Origin of the sequence: Geminicoccus flavidas (assembly GCF_009806515.1) — a bacterium.
Taxonomy (GTDB): Bacteria; Pseudomonadota; Alphaproteobacteria; order Geminicoccales; family Geminicoccaceae; genus Geminicoccus; species Geminicoccus flavidus.
Genome location: NZ_WUJP01000754.1, coordinates 1 through 20,346 on the forward strand (window position 1 = coordinate 1; position 20,346 = coordinate 20,346).

At 65.1% G+C, this 20,346-nt stretch carries 18 protein-coding genes and 3 tRNA genes; 10 read left to right on the plus strand and 11 right to left on the minus strand.

The features are described 5' to 3' along the window. The first annotated feature begins 472 nt into the window (after positions 1-472). Entirely contained in the window at positions 473-3,796 is a 3,324-nt protein-coding gene (locus EQG76_RS21545; protein ID WP_159716382.1) for an ATP-binding protein, read from the plus strand. Positions 3,797-3,985: 189 nt separating this feature from the next. Here EQG76_RS21545 and EQG76_RS21550 read toward each other — a convergent pair. The 3 genes from EQG76_RS21550 to EQG76_RS21560 all read right to left on the minus strand — a co-directional run bounded on the left by EQG76_RS21550 (position 3,986) and on the right by EQG76_RS21560 (position 5,704). Next, positions 3,986-4,060: transfer RNA gene (locus EQG76_RS21550), tRNA-Glu, on the minus strand. Positions 4,061-4,103: 43 nt separating this feature from the next. Then, complete coding sequence (locus tag EQG76_RS21555) at positions 4,104-5,405, minus strand: class I SAM-dependent RNA methyltransferase (RefSeq protein WP_159716383.1); 1,302 nt, start codon at positions 5,403-5,405, stop codon at positions 4,104-4,106. Continuing rightward, positions 5,402-5,704, minus strand: coding sequence for a hypothetical protein (locus tag EQG76_RS21560; protein ID WP_159716384.1), 303 nt, complete (start codon positions 5,702-5,704; stop codon positions 5,402-5,404). The genes EQG76_RS21555 and EQG76_RS21560 overlap by 4 nt, the downstream gene beginning before the upstream one ends. Positions 5,705-5,744: 40 nt before the next feature. Between EQG76_RS21560 and EQG76_RS21565 the strand changes: the two genes are divergently transcribed. The 3 genes from EQG76_RS21565 to EQG76_RS21575 all read left to right on the plus strand — a co-directional run bounded on the left by EQG76_RS21565 (position 5,745) and on the right by EQG76_RS21575 (position 8,130). Next, positions 5,745-6,758, plus strand: coding sequence for an RluA family pseudouridine synthase (locus EQG76_RS21565; protein WP_235031496.1), 1,014 nt, complete (start codon positions 5,745-5,747; stop codon positions 6,756-6,758). A 128-nt stretch (positions 6,759-6,886) separates the two neighbouring features. After that, the gene (rpoH, locus tag EQG76_RS21570) at positions 6,887-7,825 is read left to right on the plus strand and encodes an RNA polymerase sigma factor RpoH (protein WP_159716386.1); all 939 of its coding nucleotides are present in this window, start codon (positions 6,887-6,889) and stop codon (positions 7,823-7,825) included. Next, positions 7,822-8,130, plus strand: coding sequence for a hypothetical protein (locus EQG76_RS21575; RefSeq protein ID WP_235031497.1), 309 nt, complete (start codon positions 7,822-7,824; stop codon positions 8,128-8,130). The genes rpoH and EQG76_RS21575 overlap by 4 nt, the downstream gene beginning before the upstream one ends. Here EQG76_RS21575 and EQG76_RS21580 read toward each other — a convergent pair. Beyond that, entirely contained in the window at positions 8,117-9,340 is a 1,224-nt protein-coding gene (locus EQG76_RS21580) for an O-antigen ligase family protein (protein WP_159716387.1), read from the minus strand. The two genes, EQG76_RS21575 and EQG76_RS21580, sit on opposite strands and share 14 nt — an antisense overlap. 140 nt (positions 9,341-9,480) lie before the next feature. Between EQG76_RS21580 and EQG76_RS21585 the strand changes: the two genes are divergently transcribed. The 5 genes from EQG76_RS21585 (at position 9,481) to EQG76_RS21605 (ending at position 12,804) form a co-directional block, all read left to right on the plus strand. Next, positions 9,481-9,568: transfer RNA gene (locus EQG76_RS21585), tRNA-Ser, on the plus strand. 126 nt (positions 9,569-9,694) lie between these two features. Then, positions 9,695-9,796 (plus strand) — tRNA-Leu (locus tag EQG76_RS21590). Between the two features lie 1,094 nt (positions 9,797-10,890). Beyond that, entirely contained in the window at positions 10,891-11,199 is a 309-nt protein-coding gene (locus tag EQG76_RS21595; protein WP_159716388.1) for a hypothetical protein, read from the plus strand. Between the two features lie 216 nt (positions 11,200-11,415). Continuing rightward, on the plus strand, positions 11,416-12,399 hold the full coding sequence (locus EQG76_RS21600) for a sensor histidine kinase (protein ID WP_159716389.1): 984 nt from the start codon (positions 11,416-11,418) through the stop codon (positions 12,397-12,399). Positions 12,400-12,414: 15 nt separating this feature from the next. Then, positions 12,415-12,804 carry a response regulator gene (locus EQG76_RS21605; RefSeq protein WP_200841005.1) on the plus strand — a complete coding sequence of 130 codons (390 nt, stop codon included), beginning with the start codon at positions 12,415-12,417 and terminating at the stop codon, positions 12,802-12,804. Between the two features lie 39 nt (positions 12,805-12,843). Here EQG76_RS21605 and EQG76_RS21610 read toward each other — a convergent pair whose 3' ends face one another. Continuing rightward, on the minus strand, positions 12,844-13,884 hold the full coding sequence (locus EQG76_RS21610; protein ID WP_159716390.1) for an IS481 family transposase: 1,041 nt from the start codon (positions 13,882-13,884) through the stop codon (positions 12,844-12,846). A 148-nt stretch (positions 13,885-14,032) separates the two neighbouring features. Continuing rightward, a complete protein-coding gene (locus EQG76_RS21615; RefSeq protein ID WP_159716391.1) occupies positions 14,033-15,100 on the minus strand; it encodes an AI-2E family transporter in 1,068 nt (355 codons plus the stop codon). A 571-nt stretch (positions 15,101-15,671) separates the two neighbouring features. On the opposite strand from EQG76_RS21615, the gene EQG76_RS21620 reads away from it, so the two are divergent. Continuing rightward, positions 15,672-16,913, plus strand: a complete 1,242-nt coding sequence (locus EQG76_RS21620) for an SAM-dependent methyltransferase (protein WP_159716392.1) — start codon at positions 15,672-15,674, stop codon at positions 16,911-16,913. A 482-nt stretch (positions 16,914-17,395) separates the two neighbouring features. Here EQG76_RS21620 and EQG76_RS21625 read toward each other — a convergent pair whose 3' ends face one another. From EQG76_RS21625 to EQG76_RS21645, 5 genes are all read right to left on the minus strand, one after another. Next, positions 17,396-17,911: a hypothetical protein gene (locus tag EQG76_RS21625; RefSeq protein ID WP_159716393.1), complete on the minus strand. Its 516-nt coding sequence runs from the start codon at positions 17,909-17,911 to the stop codon at positions 17,396-17,398. Next, positions 17,908-18,246 (minus strand): transcriptional regulator, encoded by a 339-nt coding sequence (locus EQG76_RS21630; protein ID WP_159716394.1) that lies wholly within the window; start codon positions 18,244-18,246, stop codon positions 17,908-17,910. Before EQG76_RS21630 ends, EQG76_RS21625 begins: the two co-directional genes overlap by 4 nt. A gap of 373 nt (positions 18,247-18,619) precedes the next feature. Further along, a complete protein-coding gene (locus EQG76_RS21635) occupies positions 18,620-19,111 on the minus strand; it encodes a hypothetical protein (protein ID WP_159716395.1) in 492 nt (163 codons plus the stop codon). Beyond that, entirely contained in the window at positions 19,108-19,812 is a 705-nt protein-coding gene (locus EQG76_RS21640) for a hypothetical protein (RefSeq protein ID WP_159716396.1), read from the minus strand. The genes EQG76_RS21635 and EQG76_RS21640 overlap by 4 nt, the downstream gene beginning before the upstream one ends. A 326-nt stretch (positions 19,813-20,138) precedes the next feature. Further along, on the minus strand, positions 20,139-20,346 hold a 208-nt coding region (locus tag EQG76_RS21645), incomplete at its 5' end, for a hypothetical protein (RefSeq protein WP_159716397.1).

Sequence of the window (20,346 nt, forward strand, 5' to 3'; positions counted from 1 at the left end):
TCCGGCTCAGCTCATATGGACACCGCAACCCCCACGAAAAGAGGCCCGCAACCAAAAAATCACCCCATGAGCTGCCCCCGACAAGCAGGCACCGGCAGAGCATGGAACAAGGCATGCCGCCCCTCATCACTGGCCGCTGCCGCGCCGGCCATTTCGCTCTTGCCGATGAATCCGCGTTCCTTCTCTTGCTATCAGACATATCTGCGAGCGTTCTGGGACAGATCGGCCGCCTGGGCATGAGGTAGAGGGGCGGTCCATGCCGTGACGCGGGAGGACCATCATCCCCCAGCGCGAGGAGCCCTGCCAACGAACAAGCCGGAACTGGCGGTGTCGGGTTGTGCCGTCGCCATAGCATCGGTCCCTCGGCCACGATGAGGGCCGGCATTGCCACTCCGCGGTGCAGCGTTCGGTGCACTTCTCGTGTAGAGTGAACAAAACGGACAGGATCGGCAGCCTCGACTGGAAGTAAGACATGGATGTCGGGGTTTGGCTGCATGGGCTGGGGCTTGGTCAGTACGAGCAGGCCTTCCGCGACAACAATATCGATGCCGACCTGCTCGTCCGGCTGACGGCCGAGGATCTGAAGGAAATAGGTGTCGCCTCGGTCGGCCATCGGCGCCGCCTGCTGGGCGCCATCGCCGGGCTCAGCGAAGCTGCGGCGACTGGACAGGCCACCCAGGTGCTCGCGGATGCGCCGGCCGAGTGCCGGCAACTCACCGTGATGTTCGTCGACCTGGAAGGTTCGACCGAACTCAGCCAATGCCTCGATCCCGAGGAGATGCGCGAGGTCATCCGCGCCTATCAGGAGGTGGTACAGAACGAGGTTGTCCGTCTTGCGGGCTATGTCGCCAAGTACATGGGCGACGGCGTCCTGGTCTATTTCGGCTGGCCACAAGCCTTCGAGGACGCGGCCGAGCGAGCGGTCCGCGCCGGTCTCGCTGTCGTCACTGCGGTGGCACAGCTCCAAGGTGGCGGGGAGGCGCTTGCCTGCCGGGTCGGCATCGCGACCGGGCTGGTGGTGGTCGGCGATCTGGTCGGCAGTGCCGAAGCACGCGAGCGGATGGTGGTGGGCGAGACCCCGAACCTGGCGGCACGGCTGCAGGAGCTGGCGGAGGTCGGCCAAGTGCTGATCGCCGAGCGCACCCACGCCATCCTAGGCGACCTGTTCAGCTACCGCGATCTGGGCCTGTCGCAGATCAAGGGCTTCGCCCAGCCGGTCCGTGTCTACGGTATTGCCGGCGAGGCTGACGCGGCCAGCCGGTTTCAGGCCCGCCATCCGCAAGGGGCGACGGCCCTGGTAGGCCGGGAGGCCGAGCTTGCCCTGCTGCGGGAACGCTGGGACCTGGCGCAGGCGGGCGAGGGCCAGGTCGTCCTGGTCAGCGGCGAGCCTGGCATCGGCAAGTCTCGGCTGGTCCTGGCCCTGTGCGAGCAGGTGGTGGCCCAACCATGCAGGAGCTTCCGCTACCAGTGCTCCCCTCACCATACCAACAGCGCGCTGTGGCCGGTCATCGACCAGTTGCAACGCAGCACCGACGTCACGCGCGAGGACGCACCCGAGAACAGCCTGGCCAGGCTGCAAGCGCACCTCGCTGCCGGCCTGGACGATCCTGCGAGCGTGGCGGAGCTGTTCGCAGAACTGCTGGGCCTGCCGGCAGCGGCAGCCCCTTCGCTGGCCGACCTGACCCCCGAGCAGAAGAAGGCCAGGATCTTCCAGGCCTTGCTGGCCTGGATCGAGCAGGCGGCAAGGGAGCAGCCGGTGCTGCTCGTCCTGGAGGATTCGCACTGGATCGACCCGACCACGCTGGAGCTGTTCGACCTGCTGGTCGGGCAGATGGTAGGCTGCCGGGCACTTCTGGTGATCACCTGCCGGCCGGAGTTCAAGGTGCCCTGGCTGGGACGTGCGCATGTCGCCCTGCTCCCGCTCGGCAACCTGAGCCGCAGGCACGTGGCTGCGATCATCAGCCATGTGGCGGTCGACAGAAAGCTGGCGCCGGAGGTCGTGGAGCAGATCATCGCCAAGACTGATGGCGTGCCGCTGTTCGTGGAGGAGCTGACCAAGACCGTGCTGGAGCTGGGCCTGACAGGCCCGGCCGGTGCGGGCGGCCCTCCCCCTGCCCTTGCGATCCCGACCACGCTGCACGACTCGCTCCTCGCCAGGCTCGATCGGCTCGCACCGGTCAAGGAGGTGGCGCAGATCGGTGCGGTGATCGGCCGGGAGTTCACCTTCGACCTTCTGGCGGCCGTGGCCGGGCGGCCGCCAGACATGTTGCGCCTAGCGCTGGCCGAGCTGGTGAAGGCCGAGCTGATCTTCAGCCAGGGGCTGCCGCCTGCGGCCCGCTACATCTTCAAGCACGCCCTGGTGCAGGACGCAGCCTATCGCAGCCTGTTGCGCAGCCGGCGCCGGCAGTTGCACGCCCAGATCGCACGCGCCCTGGAGCAGCGCTTTCCTGAGGTAGTGGACACCCAGCCGGAGCTGCTCGCCCACCACTTCACCCAGGCTGGGCTGGTGGAGGAGGCGATCGCCTACTGGCAAAAGGCAGGTGAGCGAGCGATCGCGCGCTCGGCCGGCACGGAAGCCAAGGTACACCTCACGCAGGCCCTCATCCTGCTGAACCAGCTGCCGGATGGTCCGGAGCGCCAACGGCGCGAATTCGATCTGCAGGTCGCCTTGGGCTCCGTCATCTCAAGCTTGAAGGGTTACGGGTCGACCGAGGCCGAGCAGGTCTGGGAGCGAACAAGCGAGTTGTGCTACGCGCTGGGCATGGAGCAACCGGCGCGAATGCTGCTGGCCCAAGGCGCCGTCCACTGCATACGTGGCCAATACAGAAGGGCATGTGCAACTGGCAAGGAGCTGCTGCGTCAGGGAACGGACAGGAATGATCCGCAAGCCATCCTGATAGGCCACCGCAGCGTCGGAGTGAACGAGTTTCACCTCGGTGAGCTGCAATCAGCACGCCATCACCTAGAGCAGATCCTCGCTCTTTATGAACAAGGGCTATCATCTATCTTCGGGTTCTTTGCAGATGCGCGAGTCGTAAGCCTGAGCTACCTGTCGCTGGCGCTCCTTGTTTCGGGCCACCCTGACCAAGCCCGGACACGGGTACGCGAAGGGTTGTACAATGCCCAGGAGTTGTCGCACCCGGGCTCGGTTGCCTACGTTCGTGCCTATTGCTTCGCTGTCGCCCAGTTCTGTGGTGACGTGGCGGGAGCCTCGGCGGAGGCGGAGGCCTACAAGGCGATCACGCAGGAGCAGGGTTTCCCGATGATGCATGGAGAGTCCCTGGTCTACTGTGGCTGGGCCCTCGCAGAGAATGGGCAGCCGGCAGCAGGCATCGCCACGATCCGTGAAGGCTTGGCCTCATTGCTGGCCACCAGGACCAGGATCTTCATGCCCTACAACCGGGCGCTGCTGGTGGAAGCCTATGAAAGAGGCGGCTGGCCAAAGGCAGAACAACTACGGCAGCTCAACAAGGCGCTCCGGCAGACCGAGCGCAATGAGGAGCGCTGGCTCGAGGCGGAGCTCTACCGCCGTCGTGGCGTGCTCCTGGCATCTGGGCCCGATGCCGATCCAATTGCTGCCGAAGCCGACATCCGCCACGCGCTCGCCCTTGCCCGCGCGCAAGGCGCGAAGCTGTGGGAACTGCGGGCAGTGTGCAGCCTCTGGCGAGTAGCCGGCAGCGCGGACATCCGGCGTGAAGCACGGAATCTGCTTGCGCCGCTGTACCAGTCCTTCACCGAAGGGTTCGATATCCGGGACCTGCAGGAAGCACGAACGCTGCTCGATCAGCAGCGATGAGCAGTGGCACCATCCTGAAAGGTGTCAGGCGGCAGAGCCGGCACGAGAAACCGCAGGTTTAATGCAGCAGGTTTCGGATCAGCCTCAGGCATCCGGCACGTTCTGCACAAGGCTTTTCGGAAGCATCGCGTCGAGGGCCATGGCGCCGATAAGTCCGGCGCCGGTTGCCTGCTACCTGTCGGAGGTAGTTGGCGTCCCCAAGGGGACTCGAACCCCTGTTTGCGCCGTGAGAGGGCGCCGTCCTGACCGCTAGACGATGGGGACGTCGCGGTGTCGGAGCGCTGGTTACAGGGCCGGGGCGGTCCGGTCAAGCGGGTTCACGGTGGAAGATCGCGGCGATCTCCACCTCGTCCGACCAGAGGAACTGGCCGATCGGCTGCACGCCCGCCAGTTGATAGCCGCCGTCCACCAGGATGCGGGCGTCGCGGGCAAAGCTGCCGGAGTCGCAGGAAACATAGCCGATCTGGCCGACCCGGCTTCCGGCCAGGACCAGGCATTGCGGCCTAGCGCCCGCACGGGGCGGGTCCAGGATCACGGCATCCACAGAGCGCAGCTCGGCCGGCTGGAGCGGGTCCCGTTCCAGGTCGCGATGCCGGACCGTCACCCGGCTGCCCCTGATGCCCTGGCCCAGTGCCCGGGCGAGCGTGGCGGTGGCCGCCTGGTCGCCCTCGACCACCTCCAGCCGGGCCGGCAGCGGGTCCAGCGCCAAGCCTAGGGCGCCCGTGCCACCGTAAAGGTCGAGCACGTGGCGGGCACCGGCCAGATGGCGGTTCAGGAAACGGCGCATGGCCACGAGCCCTTCATCGGTGGCCTGCCGGAAGCCGCCGGGCACCAGCTCGATGCGGATCGGCCCATGCTGCCCGACGGGCACCGCCGCCGCGGCGACCGGCTCGCTCTCGCGACCGGCAGCACTCCGCCAGGAGATCCGACAGACGCCCGGTAGCTCGGGTAATGCAGTGGCCAGCCGGATCCGGTCGGGCGTGGCGAGCGGCTTCTGGGTGATCACCACCACATCTACTCCGGCCGCGCTGTCCTCCAGGGCGATCTCGCCCTCGGCGGTGCTGAGTGCGGCCAGCAGGGTTCGCAGTGAGGGCAGCAGGGCCACCAGCGCTGGCCGCGCGATGAGGCAGGTCGTCAGGTCGACGATCCGCGGGGAGCGGGCCTCGCGCAAGCCCAGCACCACGCTCTTGCCCACGCGGCGCCAGGCGAGGCGCAGCCGGCGGCGGCTGGCGGGCGGGGACAGCTCGACCGGCTCGATCAGCACATCCTGAAGGCCGCGCGCCTCGAGGGCCGCTCGAATCCGCTGTTCGAGAAAGGCCGCATAGGCGGGCAGTGCCAGATGCTGCAGCCGGCAGCCGCCGCAGCGCCCGAAATGCGGGCATGGCGGATCCACCCGCTCGGGCGCGGCCGCCAGCACCGCCGCGAGCCGCGCACGCTGCTCGCCTTTGTGCCGCTCCGGCCGGACCAGGACGCGCTCGCCTGGCAGGGCCCCAGCCACGAACAGGCGGCTGCCGTCTTCCAGCCGGGCGATGCCGTCGCCCCGCCCGCCCAGGGCCTCGATCCGGACCTCCAGCGGCTCGCCTCCGGCCTCCTTTGCGGGCTCGCTCATGGCGCAGTCGTCACCGGCAGGTCGTGGAGAGTGGCGCCGCTGTCCGGGTCGAGCAGGCGCAGCACCTGGCGGCCAGCTTCGTCCTCCAGCAGGATGGCCAGGTCGTCCGGGCCGCGCGACAGGCTCAAGATGCGCTGGCCGGGTGCGAGCCGGACGACGGGCGGCTCGTCGGTGGCGGGAGCACGCCGGCCTTGCGCGCCGGTCGCGAGCAGCCAGATGAGAAGGACGACTCCGGCCACCAGCACGACCGCGCCGGCGATCACGAAGCCCAGGAGAATGCGGGTGGCGGTCTCGCCCATGGATCAAGGTTCCGAACAGGATGCACGCGTGGATGCGGCGGTGGCAGACGAGGTAGCGGCAGACAAGACCGCAGCGGACAAGGCGGCGCCCACCAGCTTTGCGCTGGTGGTCGAGCCGGCCGATGCCGGGCGGCGGCTGGACGCCTGGCTGGCCGCGGTCCTACCCGATCTGTCCCGCTCGCGCATCCAGGCACTCCTGGACCAGGGCCAGCTCCTGCGCGACGGCCAGAAGGTGAGCCAGGCCTCGCGCAAGGTCCGCGCCGGCGAGAGCTACCGGCTGGCCGTGCCGCCCCCGACGCCGGCGGTCCCGGCCGCCCAGGACATCGAGGTTGGCGTCCTGTTCGAGGACGAGCATCTGATCGTGGTCGCCAAGCCTGCCGGGCTGGTGGTCCATCCCGGGCCGGGCCATGACGACGGCACGCTGGTCAATGCCCTCCTGGCACGCTGCGGCGGCACGCTCTCGGGCATCGGCGGGGTGGCCAGGCCCGGCATCGTCCACCGGCTCGACAAGGACGTGTCGGGGGTGATGGTGGTCGCCAAGCACGACCGCGCGCATACCCTGCTTTCCGGCCAGTTCACCGTCCACTCGATCCACCGGATCTACGAGGCGATCGTGCGCGGCCTGCCGACCAAGGCCGAGGGCACGGTCGACCGCCCGCTGGGCCGTGACCCGTTCGACCGCAAGCGCATGGCGATCGTGCGCAGCGGCGGGAAGCGCGCGGTCACCCACTGGCGGCGGCTGGCGGCAGCCGGCACCCGTGCGGCCAGGGTCGAGTGCCGGCTGGAGACCGGCCGGACCCACCAGATCCGCGTTCACCTGGCGAGCCTCGGCCACCCGATCCTGGGCGACCGGCTCTATGGCCCAAGGCGCACTGGCGACCTGCCGGAAGCCGCGCGGCCGGTGGTCGAGCGGCTGGACCGGATCCTGCTCCATGCGCGTCGGCTGGGCTTCGACCATCCGATCACCGGGGAGCGCCTGGAGTTCGACCTGCCGCCGCCGCCTGTGTTCGACGAGGTCCTGAGCACCTTCGTCGCGGACGGCCCGCCCGGCTGAGCACGTCGGGGTTGCGGCGGAACCGCCGCCACGGCACCGCTCTTCTGGCAAGGTCGATCGGGGTACGCTATCTAGACCCCATCGGTCCGGAATGCCGGGCCCTTTGCAAACGCAGGAGAAGGAGTGCCATGGCCGGTCTTCCGACGGTCGCCCTCGAAGGCAGCGGGCTGTCCCGTTACCTCGACGAGATCCGCCGGTTTCCGATGCTGTCGGCGGAGGAGGAGTACATGCTCGCGCGCCGCTGGCGCGACGATGAGGATGCCGATGCGGCGCACAAGCTGGTGACCTCCCACCTGCGGCTCGTGGCGAAGATCGCGATGGGCTATCGTGGCTATGGCCTGCCCATGTCGGAGATCATCTCCGAGGGCAATGTCGGCCTGATGCAGGCGGTCAAGCGCTTCGACCCGGAGCGCGGCTTCCGGCTCGCCACCTATGCGATGTGGTGGATCAAGGCCGCCATCCAGGAATATATCCTCCATTCCTGGTCACTGGTGAAGATGGGCACCACGGCTGCGCAGAAGAAGCTGTTCTTCAACCTGCGCCGGCTGAAGTCGCAGATGCAGGCGATGGAGGAGGGCGACCTCCACCCGGACACGGTGCGCGCGATCGCCGACACGCTGGCGGTCACCGAGCAGGACGTGATCGACATGAACCGGCGCCTGGAGGGGCCCGACCACTCCCTGAACGCGCCCTTGCGGGTCGAGGGCGAGAGCGAGTGGCAGGACTGGCTGGAGGACGAGCGGGAGACTCAGGACCGCTCGATCGCCGAGGCGGACGAGCGCGGCCATCGCGAGGCCCTGCTGGCCGAGGCCATGTCGGTACTCAACGAGCGCGAGCAGCACATCCTGACCGAGCGGCGCCTGAAGGAGGAGCCGACGACGCTGGAGCAGCTCTCCGAGAAATACGGGGTGAGCCGCGAGCGGGTGCGCCAGATCGAGGTGCGCGCGTTCGAGAAGCTGCAGAAGGCGATCCTGGAGCTGGAGCGCAAGAAGGCCCAGGAGCATGCCGAGTCGGCGCCTCGCATGCCGCAACTGAACGACCTGCGCGAGCGAGGCCAGCTCCATTGACCACCCCGCCCGATATCGCCGCCTTCCTGACGTCGCTGGATGGCCCGGCGCCGCCGGCCGGCCTGGCGCCCGCCCTGCGCGCGGTCTGGTTCGGGCTGGTGGATCGCTGGGACGAGGCGCACGGCATCGTCCAGGAGAACGAGGGCAAGCCGGATGCCGACTGGGTGCATGCCTGGCTGCACCGGGTCGAGGGCGATCTCGGCAATGCCGGCTACTGGTACCGGCGCGCCGGCCGGCCGATTGCAGAAGGCGACCTCGCGGCCGAGGGCCGGGCCATTGCCGCCAGCCTCATCAGCCGGGCCTGAGCGGCCCGCCCGCCCCACGCATCGGGGCCAGTGCCAGGTATAGCGCCGCTGCCTGCCACCACAGCACCGCATTCCAGGTGGTGAACAGGGACATGCTGGTCATGAGCGGCCAAGCGAACGGCAGCATGGCCGCCAGTCCCGCCACCAGCACCAGCCGGCCGCCCTGCGCAAAGCGCCAGAGCCAGGCGGCGAGCAGCCCCAGCCAGAGTGCGAGCGCCACCACCCCGCCCTCCACCAGCATCTCCATCCAGGGATGGTGCGGATGGCTCACACAGCGGACCTCGACCGGCCCGATCGCGGCCAGTTCCGGTGCCGGGCAGCGCTTGGGAAACTCGGAAACGCCGATCCCGGTGATCGGCTGCTCCGTGAACAGGGCCAGGCCGCTGCGCAGGATCTGGCCGTAGCGCTTGTCGGCGAAACCGTCGAGATCGTCGACGGTGTGGGTGACGAAGCGCTCGATCAGGATCGGGTGGGCCACCGCCACCACGCCCAGCCCCACCACCCCCAGCACCACGGCCGGCAGGAGAAAGCGGCGCAGCACCGGCAGGCCGACCAGGCAGACGAGGCAGCCCAGGCCGAAGGTGAGCAGCGCCGAGCGCTCCCCGGTCAATAGGATCACCAGGCCCAGCGCCAACAGGCAGGCGAGCGGCACGGAGGCCGGCAGTCGCCGCTGCCCGGCCAGGGCCAGGAGCGGCAGGAGGGCCAGGAAGCCCGTCTTGCCGAGGAAGGTGCCGGCCTTTTGCGCGGAGAACGGGCCGGACAGGCGGTAGGCCTCGGGCAGTGGCTGGCCGGTCAGGGAAAAGCCGGTGGTGACCTGCACCAGGCAGTCGGCCGCGACCAGCAGCACGGCAGCGGCCAGGGCCAGAAGGAAGCGCCGGCGGATCGCCCGGTCGCGCAGATGCAGGGCGGCGAGGGCGGCCGCGGACAGCACGAAGCGGATCTGCAAGAGGCCCTTCTTGCTGGCCTCGGCAGGATCGGCGGAGAACAGGCCGCCAAAGGTCAGCCAGGCGACCCAGGCCAGCGCCACCATCACCCAGGGCTCGCGCAGCCAGCGCCAGTCCCGCAGCAGGGCCGAGCGCAGGAGGAACGCCAGGGCCACCAGGATCACCACGCCGTCGGCGAGCGCCCGGCCCAGCACGAACAGGAGCGGCAGGATGGTGACCAGGATGGCGCAGCCCCGGTCCAGCCGGCCGATGACGCCGACACTCATGCGCCCGGGTCGCATTCCATGGCGGCAGGCGGAACGAACGACGGCAAAGGCGGACCAGGCGGCAACAGCGCGGCTCCAGGTGGCGGCTGCGGGTTGCGGGGGAAGATGGCAGCCGCTAGAAGCCATCGCCAGCCGAAACCGGAGGGATGGCCGAGCGGTTTAAGGCGCACGCCTGGAAAGCGTGTTGGGGGCAACTCCTCACGGGTTCGAATCCCGTTCCCTCCGCCAGCATCAGCGGCTAAGTCGCTCAAGTTGCGTTGAAGTTTTTGGTGCGCTGTTCCGTGGTACCAATTTTGGTCCCAACGGCCTCTTTGGATGGTGGTCTTCCATCTTCGGCCTAGTAGGTCAGCACCGGGAGAAGGTAGTGCATCTTATACCTAGCCGCACTTCACACCTAGATCATGAGATAACCTGCCTTGGGAGCAGAGGGTCGTCAGTTCAAATCTGACCACTCCGACCGACGAATTCAAAGAGTTGAGTGCGTTTTGCTCACCAGCCAGAAACTGCTGGTGAGCGCATGGAGAGCAAGGCCCGCCGCGGTTTCCGGCCTCCGGCCAGCGGCAAGATATCGATCGGCTCACATCCGCTCGTTGCCGCAGTAGGCATGGTGCCGGCGCACCAGCACGTTGCCGCGTCGTCTCGAGCCTTTCCTGCCTCGGTCATGACAGATGATGCCGCCGTGTCCGACCGCGCCAAGCGTTCCGATGTCTACAGCAACTCCCTGGGTATTCCTGTGGCTGGGGATGCCGCGCGGCCGCGGACCCCGTATGGCAGCCCGGCATTCGGAGGACCCGCCACGTTCGGATACCTTGCCAGCTTCCTGGTGTTGGACAACACGCACCTCGCGAGTTCCCGCATGGCATGCACGCCCGGCAAAGCCTCTAACCCGTTGCTGTGCTGGCGCTTGCCGCTGCCCCTTAAGGAGACCCTGCAGCTAAAGGACGCTCGCGCCAGCGCACCATGCATAGGCCCCCGGACCCACGGAAAATCCGACCCCGGATGCCCAGTTTCGCAAATGTGCATGTACGGAGGGCGGTCCGGTACCGGAGCCGGTCTGCTTCGAAGAATTGCTGCCCCCTCCCCGTTAGACGGCGCGCGATCGCCCATCCCTTCTGGGTAGTCTGGTGGCCATCCTCGTCAGGATCGTTCAGTCAACGCTGCCGCCTTCCGCAGCAACTGCCGCCACCTGGCGCAACTCCTTGGCCTCTCGGCTGCGCCGCCCGGTCCACCAGCGGTCGTTGGCTGTCCGCTCGGCCCCCACCAGCCTTCGCCTGCCATGCATCCGGCAGCGCGTCTTGTCCGCCACCCCTTGCGGTCAGCATGGCGTCCCCTGCCGAGTCCTAGCTCCGCACCAAGGGCAGTCCTGCATCCGCCAGTGCCCGTGCATGAGTTCATCAAGGATCTGGCGTCGGCGCACATGCGATCGATCACCCTGGACGCTGGTGCAGGCAGGTCATCAACTCCTGGCACTTACGCGCCAGCCCTTGGTTGTGAGACAGCAGGGCAGGCTGTCACATTAGAGACTGCCATCCGCTGCCAAGGAGGAACACATGAGCACGACCCTCATCGGCAGGTTCAAGACCCGGCGCGATGCTGAAATGGCAGTGGAGCGCATGGTGCAGGAACATGGACTGGAACGAACCGATATCTTTGTCAGCGCTGCCGGTGCCGACAATACCGCTGGGGAGGTAAAGGCCGGCTCGGATGATGAGGCCGATGTGCCGGCTTCGGAGGATGAAGGCGGTCCAGCCTTGAACGGCTACATCGAGGTATCGGTGGACATCGAGGACGAAACCATCGTTGAACGGATCTGGGCCACTTTCAGCGAGTTCAACGCCGCTGACAGCGCCGAACAGTAGGGAAGGCCGCATTTGCAGCCGGCAAGGCATCAGTAGCGGACTAGGCGTGCGGCTGAGGGAGCCATCCGCCGCCTGACTGAGGCGGGATTGAAGGACTTAAGGCGCCTCCCTTCCGGCAGCCAACACAGTTGCCCGCGAGGAGTCGAGGCGACCATAGTAAGGCGACCTCATGCGCACAAAGTGCGCTTCGGCTTCTTCGCGCGGGAAGGTGCGGCTGTGAACCTGGAAGACCTCTACCGCCTGCTGCGCACTGAGCATGTCCAGGCCCAGGGCATCGTGGACACCATCGACGATCCCTTGCTGGTCCTCGACCAGGCCTTGTGCGTGCACAGTGCCAGCCGCGCGTTCTTTGAGACCTTCAAGGTCAGCCGCGACGAGACGGTCGGCCGGCCCATCTACGAGCTGGGCAACGGGCAGTGGAACATCCCCGAGCTGCGCACCCTGCTCCAGGAGGTGGTGCCCAAGGCGCACGCCGTTCTCGACTACGAGCTGAGCCACGCCTTCCCGGGCATCGGGGAGCGCATCATGCTGCTCAGCGCCAAGCGCCTGTTCCATCCCGACAACAACGGCCAGAACCTGCTGATCGTCATCGAGGACGTCACCGAGCGCCGCCGGATCAACCACCAGAAGGATCTGGTGATCGGCGAGATCCAGCACCGGCTGAAGAACCTGCTGGCAATCGTCCAGGCCCTGGCGCGCCAGACTAAGGTGACGGACCGCTCCGCGCAGGACTACCGGGATGCCTTCCTCGGCCGGCTGGACGCCCTCAGCCAGACCTATGACCTGTCCCTGCCCGGCCAGGTCCGCCCCGACCTGCACGAGCTGGCCGCGCGCATCTCCACCATGCTGGGCACGGAGGCGGTGGTCATCGAGGCCGGCCCGCGCGTCGAGCTGGCGCCTGATCAGGTGCTGCCGCTCGGCATGATCCTGCATGAGCTCGGCACCAATGCCGTCAAGCACGGCGCCCTGTCGGTGCCGGGTGGCCGGGTGCGGGTCGGCTGGACGCTGAGCGGTGCGGCGGGTGATCAGCACCTGGCGCTGCGCTGGCGCGAGGAAGGTGGGCCGACGGTGCAGCAGCCGGCCACCCACAGTTTCGGCACCCGGCTGATCGACGCAGCGGCGCGCGATCTGCACGGGCGGGCGGAACTGTCCTTCGCAACCAGCGGTTTGCAGGCGGAGATCAACCTGCCGATGCGCTGAGCATCAGGAGGATCGGTGCCCGACCGGGCGGGTTCACATGCACCATCACCCACGCCTCTGGTGCTGGTGGTCGAGGACGAGTTCCTGCTCGCCATGGAGCTGGAGGCCATCATCCTGGCGCAGGGCTGGCAGGTGCTGGGGCCGGTGACCAGCGTCGAGGAAGCGCTCGACCTGCTGGGCACCCGGCTTCCGGACGTCGCTGTGCTCGACGTCAACCTCCATGGCGTGATGGTGACGCCGGTGGCGGAAGCGCTGGCGCGGCAGAACATCCCGTTCGTGGTGGTGACCGCCTACCAGCCGTCGCGGCTGCAGGGCAACGCGGTCCTGGCCGAGGCGGTCAGTATCGGCAAGCCCGTCGGTGAGCGCCGCCTGGTCCAGGCGATCGTGCGGGTGATGCGCGCCTAGCGCATCCGGCGGCCTTCTTGGGAAATCTCAGCTGTCCTCTTAACCTCCTTGTCTGACGAACTGCTCGACGGTTTCCCAAGGCCGCCTTCCCTGGTTGCGGTAGCCCAGGTGCGGTCGCTCGTGGTTGTAGTGGGCGAGCCAGGCATCCAGGTCGGCCTGCAGGGCCTCGACGCTCTCGAACAGTCTGGCGTGCATGACCGGGCGGAAGAACTCCTCCAGCACGGTGCCGTTGAAGCGCTCGACGAAGCCGTTGGTGCGCGGGGTGCGCACCCTGGTCTTCCGGTGCTCGATGTCGTTGAGGGCGAGATAGAGCTCGTAGGGGTGCCTCTCGGTACCGCAGAACTCACGCCCATTGTCGGTCAGCACGGCGCCCACGACCAGGCCAAGCCGCTCGTAGAACGGCAGGACGTCGTTGTGCAGCACCGCCACCGCCGCCTCGGGCTGCTTGCTGACGTGCAGGAAGCCGAAGGCATAGGAGCCATAGGTATCGACCACCGCGTGCAGGTAGACCCGACCGATGCCCTTGAGCACACCGACCATGAAGGTGTCGGCCGAGAGCAACTGGCCCGGCCGCTCGCTCTCGACATGGCGCTCCTTGAAGCAGGGATTGAGCTTCTCCAAAAACGCCACCTGCTCCGGAGAAAGCTCGATCACCTGATCGGCGTTCTGCCGCTCGAGCGCCAGCCAGCGCTCATGCCGGCTGCCCAGACCTTTGTCGTTGAGGATCTTCTGGATCGTGATCGCCGAGACCCGGCGGCCTTCCAGGGCCAACAGCGCCTCGATCCGGTTGCACCCGTAGGCCGGATGCTCCAGCGCCAGGGCCTCGATCCGCGCCACCACCTCAGGTGGCGTGGTCATCGGGTGGGACTTCGCAATCGGTGGCAGGTCCTTCAGCCCATCGAGGCCGTGGGTCTGAAAGCGCCGCTTCCAGTCGTAGAAGCTGGTCCGGTCGATCCCGCCGCGCCGGCAGGCCTCGGTAACGTTGTTCAGCCGCTCGGCCAGTTCCAGCACCGTCAGTCGTCGATGTGCCAGCTTCTCGTTGGCGTCCTTGGCCACCACCTTGCGCGCTGCTTCGGCCATTGATCTTCCTCCCGGTCCGCAGCCTGAACCTGCTCAGGATGCAAGACAAGGAGGCTAAGAGGACACCTCAGCTAATTGGGGCCCGACTGTCAGAACACGATCGGGACCACCGCTATGTCGTTCCACGAACACGGTCCTTTCTCTGGCTTCAACGCACGGTGCCGTCGCCGTCAACGCCTTGTCTCGACGCCGTGAATATGTCCCATGCCGCGATAAACATGGCCGCGATGACCGGACCGACGACAAATCCGTTGAGCCCGAAAGTCGCGATACCGCCTAGCGTGGAGATAAGCACAACATAGTCAGGCATCTTAGTGTCTTTACCCACCAGGATCGGACGTAAGAAGTTATCGACAAGTCCAATGACGAGTGAACCGAACGCTATTAGGACTACGCCCTGCCAGACAGCCGCGCTCGCCAGAAGGTAGATTGCAACCGGAAGCCAGATTATGCCTGCACCTATCCCGGGCAGCAGTGAGAAGAAGGCCATCACTACTCCCAATAACAGCGGGGCGCCAATTCCAAGGAACCAGAATATCAACCCGCCAAGCGTTCCCTGCAGAAGGGCTATGAGCATGTTGCCCTTGACCGTGGCACGGATGACGACCGTGAATTTGCTGAAGAAGTCCTGCTTTTGCTCGGCGCGCAACGGAACTGCATCTCGGATACGTTTGGATAGTGTGGCCTCGTCGCGGAGCAGGAAGAATAGTAGATATATCATGACAAACAGGTTCACGATGAGATCGAACGTGCTCTGGCCAATGTTCAGGGCTTGGGTAGCGATGTACTGGCTGCCGGCCACGAGGCCGGCGGAGAGTTTTTCCTGCACCCCTCCGAGGCTCGCAACGCCGAAGTAGGTTAGCAGATCGGTTGCCCATCCAGGCAAGACATCGTGGACCTGCCGGAAGGACCGGACAAAATCCACCTCTCCCGACTGGACCTTTGCGTAGAAGCTTATGGCTTCCTGGGTCAACGACGCACCGATAAGCGTCATTGGCAGAATCACGATCGCTATGATGATAAGGACCGCAACGAAGGCGGCAAGGTTACGGCGCCCCTTCAGCGATCTCAACAATCTACGGTACAACGGAACAAATAGTATTGCAATAATGGTTCCCCATAGAATCGCACCATAGAATGGCCAAAGAAGCCACGCGAACGCCAGCGATATCAAAATAATAATTAACAAAAAGGCATTCTGCTCAACAGTGCGCATACCGATCTGCCCCGAACACGTAGTTTCTTTAACTTGGCCCACAGTGCCAAGCTTACTATTGCAAGTCGGGGGGCTCCGCGCAGGTTAATGACACTGCCCGAGGCGTTCGAGCTGCCTTTTGCCAGCGCGTAGCAGCGCGAAGCCGCAGTATCAATTCATCCAGCTCGAGCCCGACCGAGCGGATCCCTTCAGCTACCCCTTCTGCAAGTGCCTTCAACTGCCAGACTGAAGGTCGGGGAGATCGGCGCAAGAACCCCTCGCCCCAGCTTTGCCAGATAGATTGGACGTGTAGGTGAGCACTTCCGGCAGGAAACGCCGGATCCCTGTCGTTGGTGCGAACAATGGCTCACCTTTCAACCCTTCGAGATAGCGTCGGTCGCCCCCCTCTCGATCTCATTGACCCGGCTACCTCTGTCCATGCACGCTCCGGAATGACAATGATCGTGGAGCGACGGCGTTCCCGGGAGGATGGGGGGACGTACCTAAGGGAACCTCTTTAGGCCTCGGCATCTATTCTAGGTCGCACCAAGCGCATTGACCGCCACCTCATCCAGAGGCGGAGGACAGCTATATGCTATTTCCTGCGATCCTACATTCAGTCGTTCGCGTCGGCAGTCTCCATCTGATCGACGGTTCCGGCCGGACCCATGAGTATGGCGACGGCTCCCTGCCTCGCTGCACCGTCCGCCTTGGCGCCCGCCACCTCGATTACACGCTCGCTCTGAACCCCGAGCTATCGATTGGCGAAGCCTACATGGATGGCCTGCTGACTATTGAAGAGGGGACACTTCTCGACCTACTTGAAATCGCGGCGACGAACTACAGTGACAAACCGGCCTGGTTCTCGCTTTGGTCACACACAATGCGACGCCTCAGGCAGAGCAATCCAGTCGGACGGGCTAGGCGCAACGTTGCCCATCACTATGATCTATCTGATGAGCTATACACCCTATTTCTTGATGAAGATCGTCAATATTCTTGCGCCTATTTTATAAACGGAACTGAAAATTTAAATGCCGCACAAGAAAACAAGAAGCGTCATATTGCAACTAAACTTCTTCTCGGACAGAAAGATCTAAAAATACTCGACATTGGCTCTGGCTGGGGCGGGCTGGGCCTATATCTCGCTGAAGAGGCGGATGCTGAAGTCACCGGAATCACCTTGAGTGTTGAGCAACATAAGATGGCGCAGATGCGTGCAGCAGCGGCGGGCCTGGATAACCGCGTGCAGTTTCATCTACGTGATTATCGCGAACAGACAGGCATGTTTGATCGAGTGGTTTCAGTCGGCATGTTTGAGCATGTAGGGCGAAAAAATTACAGCGAGTTCTTTAAAACTGTCGATAGATTGCTCGATGCCAATGGCGTTGCTCTACTACATTCTATTGGGCGATCGGAAACGCCGTCGCCAATAAATCCGTTCATTAGCAAGTATATATTCCCCGGGGCTGATCTTCCATCGCTCTCCGAGGTCTTTGCCGCGCTGGGACAGACAGACTTAATTGTCACCGATGTGGAGATACTCCTGCTACATTACGCAGAAACGCTACGTCACTGGCGCAATCGGGTCGTTGCCAATCGGCAGAACATTGTCAAGCTCTACGACGAACGGTTCTTCCGAATGTGGGAGTTCTATCTGGCGCTGTGCGAGGTCGGATTTCGTTGTGGCTCGATGATGGTCTTCCAGATGCAACTTGCCAAGAGGTCAGACGCTGTCCCTGTGACCAGGGATTACATAACGGACCGAGAACGGCAGGTAAGAGCGTTGAAGCAGCACATGTCTACTCGCTATCCTCCAATCGGGCTTTTCTGAATGTTGGTTGAGTTACTGCTGGCATGACCTAGTCACCAGCGGTGGTGGTGCCATGGCGGCAGCCAGGCTGGTGCTGGAGGTAGCCGAGCGTCAGAAGGCAGCACGGCGGGCAGCAGCCTGACACCGCTCTCTCAGATGTCCGTCCGTTCCGCGTAGAGGTGATCCAGGACCCGAGCGGGGTATGGCCTACGACCGGACGCCGAGCACACCAGCAGGAACATCGATATGTTCCTCGTCGGGACGCTCATCCGGCGAGTGCTCACTCGGCCAACGAAACGTCCAGCTTGCCGTGCGCGGACGAGTCTTTCGCGGCAGTCTCCCACTTCACGACCTCAATCGGGAAGCTAGAACATTCATTGTTAACCACCGCGAGAGCTTCCTCGGTAAATGAGGCCGCCCCTCGCGGCTTAAATTTGGCTTCCTGCTATGCTGCTGCCCGAGGTTTCGGTAGGCCAGCAAGCCGAAGTGCCTCAGATTTTCCTTCACGCGGCCACTCCTTTCCTCAGCAACTCTCGTGCCGACACCATCAGTACTGGCCACAGCTTTCCCGTTCCAGGCTCCAACAACCGCTCCACCTCTTCAGCAGCCTTCAGCAGCTTGGCTGTTGGTTCTCCAGGATTGCAGCCTGTCCCAGCCCAATCGCTGCCGGACATGGCCTCCGGCCAAGCCAGAGTATCCGCCCACCACTCCGACTCACCGCCGTTTCGACGCGCCCACACTGCCTCGGCCACACACCCAGCGACGTGCAGCATCGCGCGCTTTCGGAGGGAGAAGGAGGCAGCCTTTTCGGAAGAGAAGCTGAACCGACCGCCCCACGTCTTGTCATCCGCAGCAGCGTCCGGGCGAGGAAAGATCACCGCCCAGCCATCACGGATACCCAGGTGCCGTGCCATAACCAGGTGCCCGGCTTCATGGATGGCCGCGCGCCTGCGATCCCACGCCATTACCCTGGCAGGCGTTGGACGGTCGGCGCCGCCCACACAGAAGCGGAGCGTCATGCCACCACCGCTTCTCGGCAACGCTCCCATGGCCTTGTCGGCCTCAGGGTCATCGCTCCCCACAGATTGTCGTGCACAGCCCGCAGGATCTCCGCACGCGGATTCCCGTGGGGGCCAAACATGAGGTCCAGCGATTTATCCAGGATACCCATGACGCGGCCGAGTTGGGCAAAGCCCCTTGTGGCATTAATGCGGTCGCGCAGCAGAGCGCGGGCGCTGGGCAGGCCGCCATCCACCACCGCCTGCACCGACTTCTCACAGAGCGCCGGCCAAAACGCCGGACCGGCCTCGGTGCGGACCTGCACGATAGCTCGGAATTCTCGCTGCAGTACCATGTCTACACCCTCCTACGTCTCGCCACGACGCCTCGGTGGCGATAGTGCGCCCAACACTTCTGTGGCCCTCGCCGACCTGATGTTGGCACACCTCCGCATGTGTTCGCCGATCGGACTACCGCCATTACAACGGCGTTGTAGCCGGTCTCCAGAATAGATTCTGCCACCTATGAGCCCTGCTGAGCACGGGAACTGTCATCCAGGAACTTTACCTGTCCTCTAATCTCATTATCTCGCGGCCTGGACTAATCCAGACTGTGGACAGGGAGGCACCATGAAGACATTCCACTTTATGAGAGGGCGGCGGAAGAGGTGCCGAACACTACCAGCGTTGGCTCGCCCCAAACCTCTGCGGCCTTCGGGGTAAGGGGTGTCAACCCCTGTGCAGGGACGTGATACTGCCACCGAGCAGAGGGGAACGAGGTCTCGGCCTCTCCTTCAGGACACCCGCATCACCACGTACGTTCGACTGGATCGTCAGGCGCAGCTTGGTGGCCAACGTGACGGCCATGCCCGTCAACCTGCTGACCACAGCCGCCTGCTCGGCGAAGTGCCCCACGTCCGCGGCATCGATTGTGTCGAGCAGATCGCCCGCCTGATGCAGCAACACGAGAACTCGGCAGTACTGCTCAAGCAGTGGAAGATTCCCTGCCGAGAAGTAGTCGGCCGGCCGGGTTGCCACGATCTGCCGCCAATGCTGCTGCGCCTCCCGCTTGAGATGCCGCGGCGGTGCCGGCGGCCTGGTCTTGGGAAGCAGGTTCGCGGTCGCCAACGCGTCAGTCGAGACTCTGGGCATGGTTTCTACTCCCCGATAGGCCAATTCACGCAGGTAGCAGGATGAACGGGCAAGTTCGGTCCTGTTCACGAGGGCTGCAGGGATTTGCCACCCCCCTGGTAGGTCCTCAGCCGCTCCTGCATCTCGATCCGCCGCTGGCGGTTCACCTCCTCCGCCAGCTGGCGCCACTCCTCGACATCACCGTCGATCACACAGGGGCCAACCCCCGACAGGACACACTCCGCTTCGTCCCGGTCGTCCGTGGAGTACATCACCTCGCGGCGCCGCACGGTGCGCCGCAGCAGCAGCGGCGTCCCCTGCTTCTCGTGCCACGTTGCGAACCACGCGCCGATGGATCGCCGGGTGGTCCACGACCATCCCCGTGCGGCTTCACGCTGCGCTACACCGGACGTGCCCCGCCAGACGGTGAACTCCTCGGGCAGCATCGAAGTGTCGAACCCGGCAGCTCGGAACAGCTTGCGCATCCCGTTGCGGGAGCCAGCCGCCCAGACCACCTCGTGGTGGCGGCACGACCAGGCGTTCGCCAGGGCCTCCCGCAGACACATGGGCGGGAAGCCTGCGAGATAGAGCCAACTGATGAACAGGCCGATGTCCCAGCCGGGCGTTGGCAGCGACAGTCCGCTGATCGCCTTCAGGTCGTTCTGCTCGGCGCGCAGGAACTCCTCGCGCACTCCCGGGAAGCGTGCTCGATCGAGCAACTCCTCCCGGAGCTCTTCCGCACGCTTTCGCTCAAGGTACTGACTGAAAGAACGGATTGGCTTTCTTTCCACGTGCTTTTCCTGATGGCAGATATGGCACCAGTCGTGACGGTGGCCCGGGCAGCCTGAGCAAGGCTGAACGTGCTGGCTGGTTGTGAGGCTGAGGGCCTGTTCCTTCCCGCGCCTCCGCGGTGGCGCTCTCGCCGCCAGCGCGCCGTCTCCTGGCATCCGCGGGTTAGGGTGGTTTCGAGGGTTCGTTCCGCTGTGTTCCCTGAAAGTGTCAGTCAGTGAGTCACGCGTCTCGGAATGTGCCTCACGCTGCGGATACGGTGACTGACACTCCCGCGCAGAGGGCTGAAGGAAACCCTCCAAACCCCCTAACCCCCTTGCATCGCCGCTCATTTCTGCGGCCCCTCGGGGATCACGACGCGCCATTGCAGGCTGCCACCCTTCTCGCTCATCCGTTCGAAGCGCTTTCCCCGTTCGATCCGGCCTTCGTGCCGGGCGATGAACCTGCCCAGCCGGCGGACGTTGATGCCCTGGCGCTCGCCCGCGATCACGTCGATCGCGGCGACCAGCCCCGCGTTCGGCTCCTTCACCACCTCC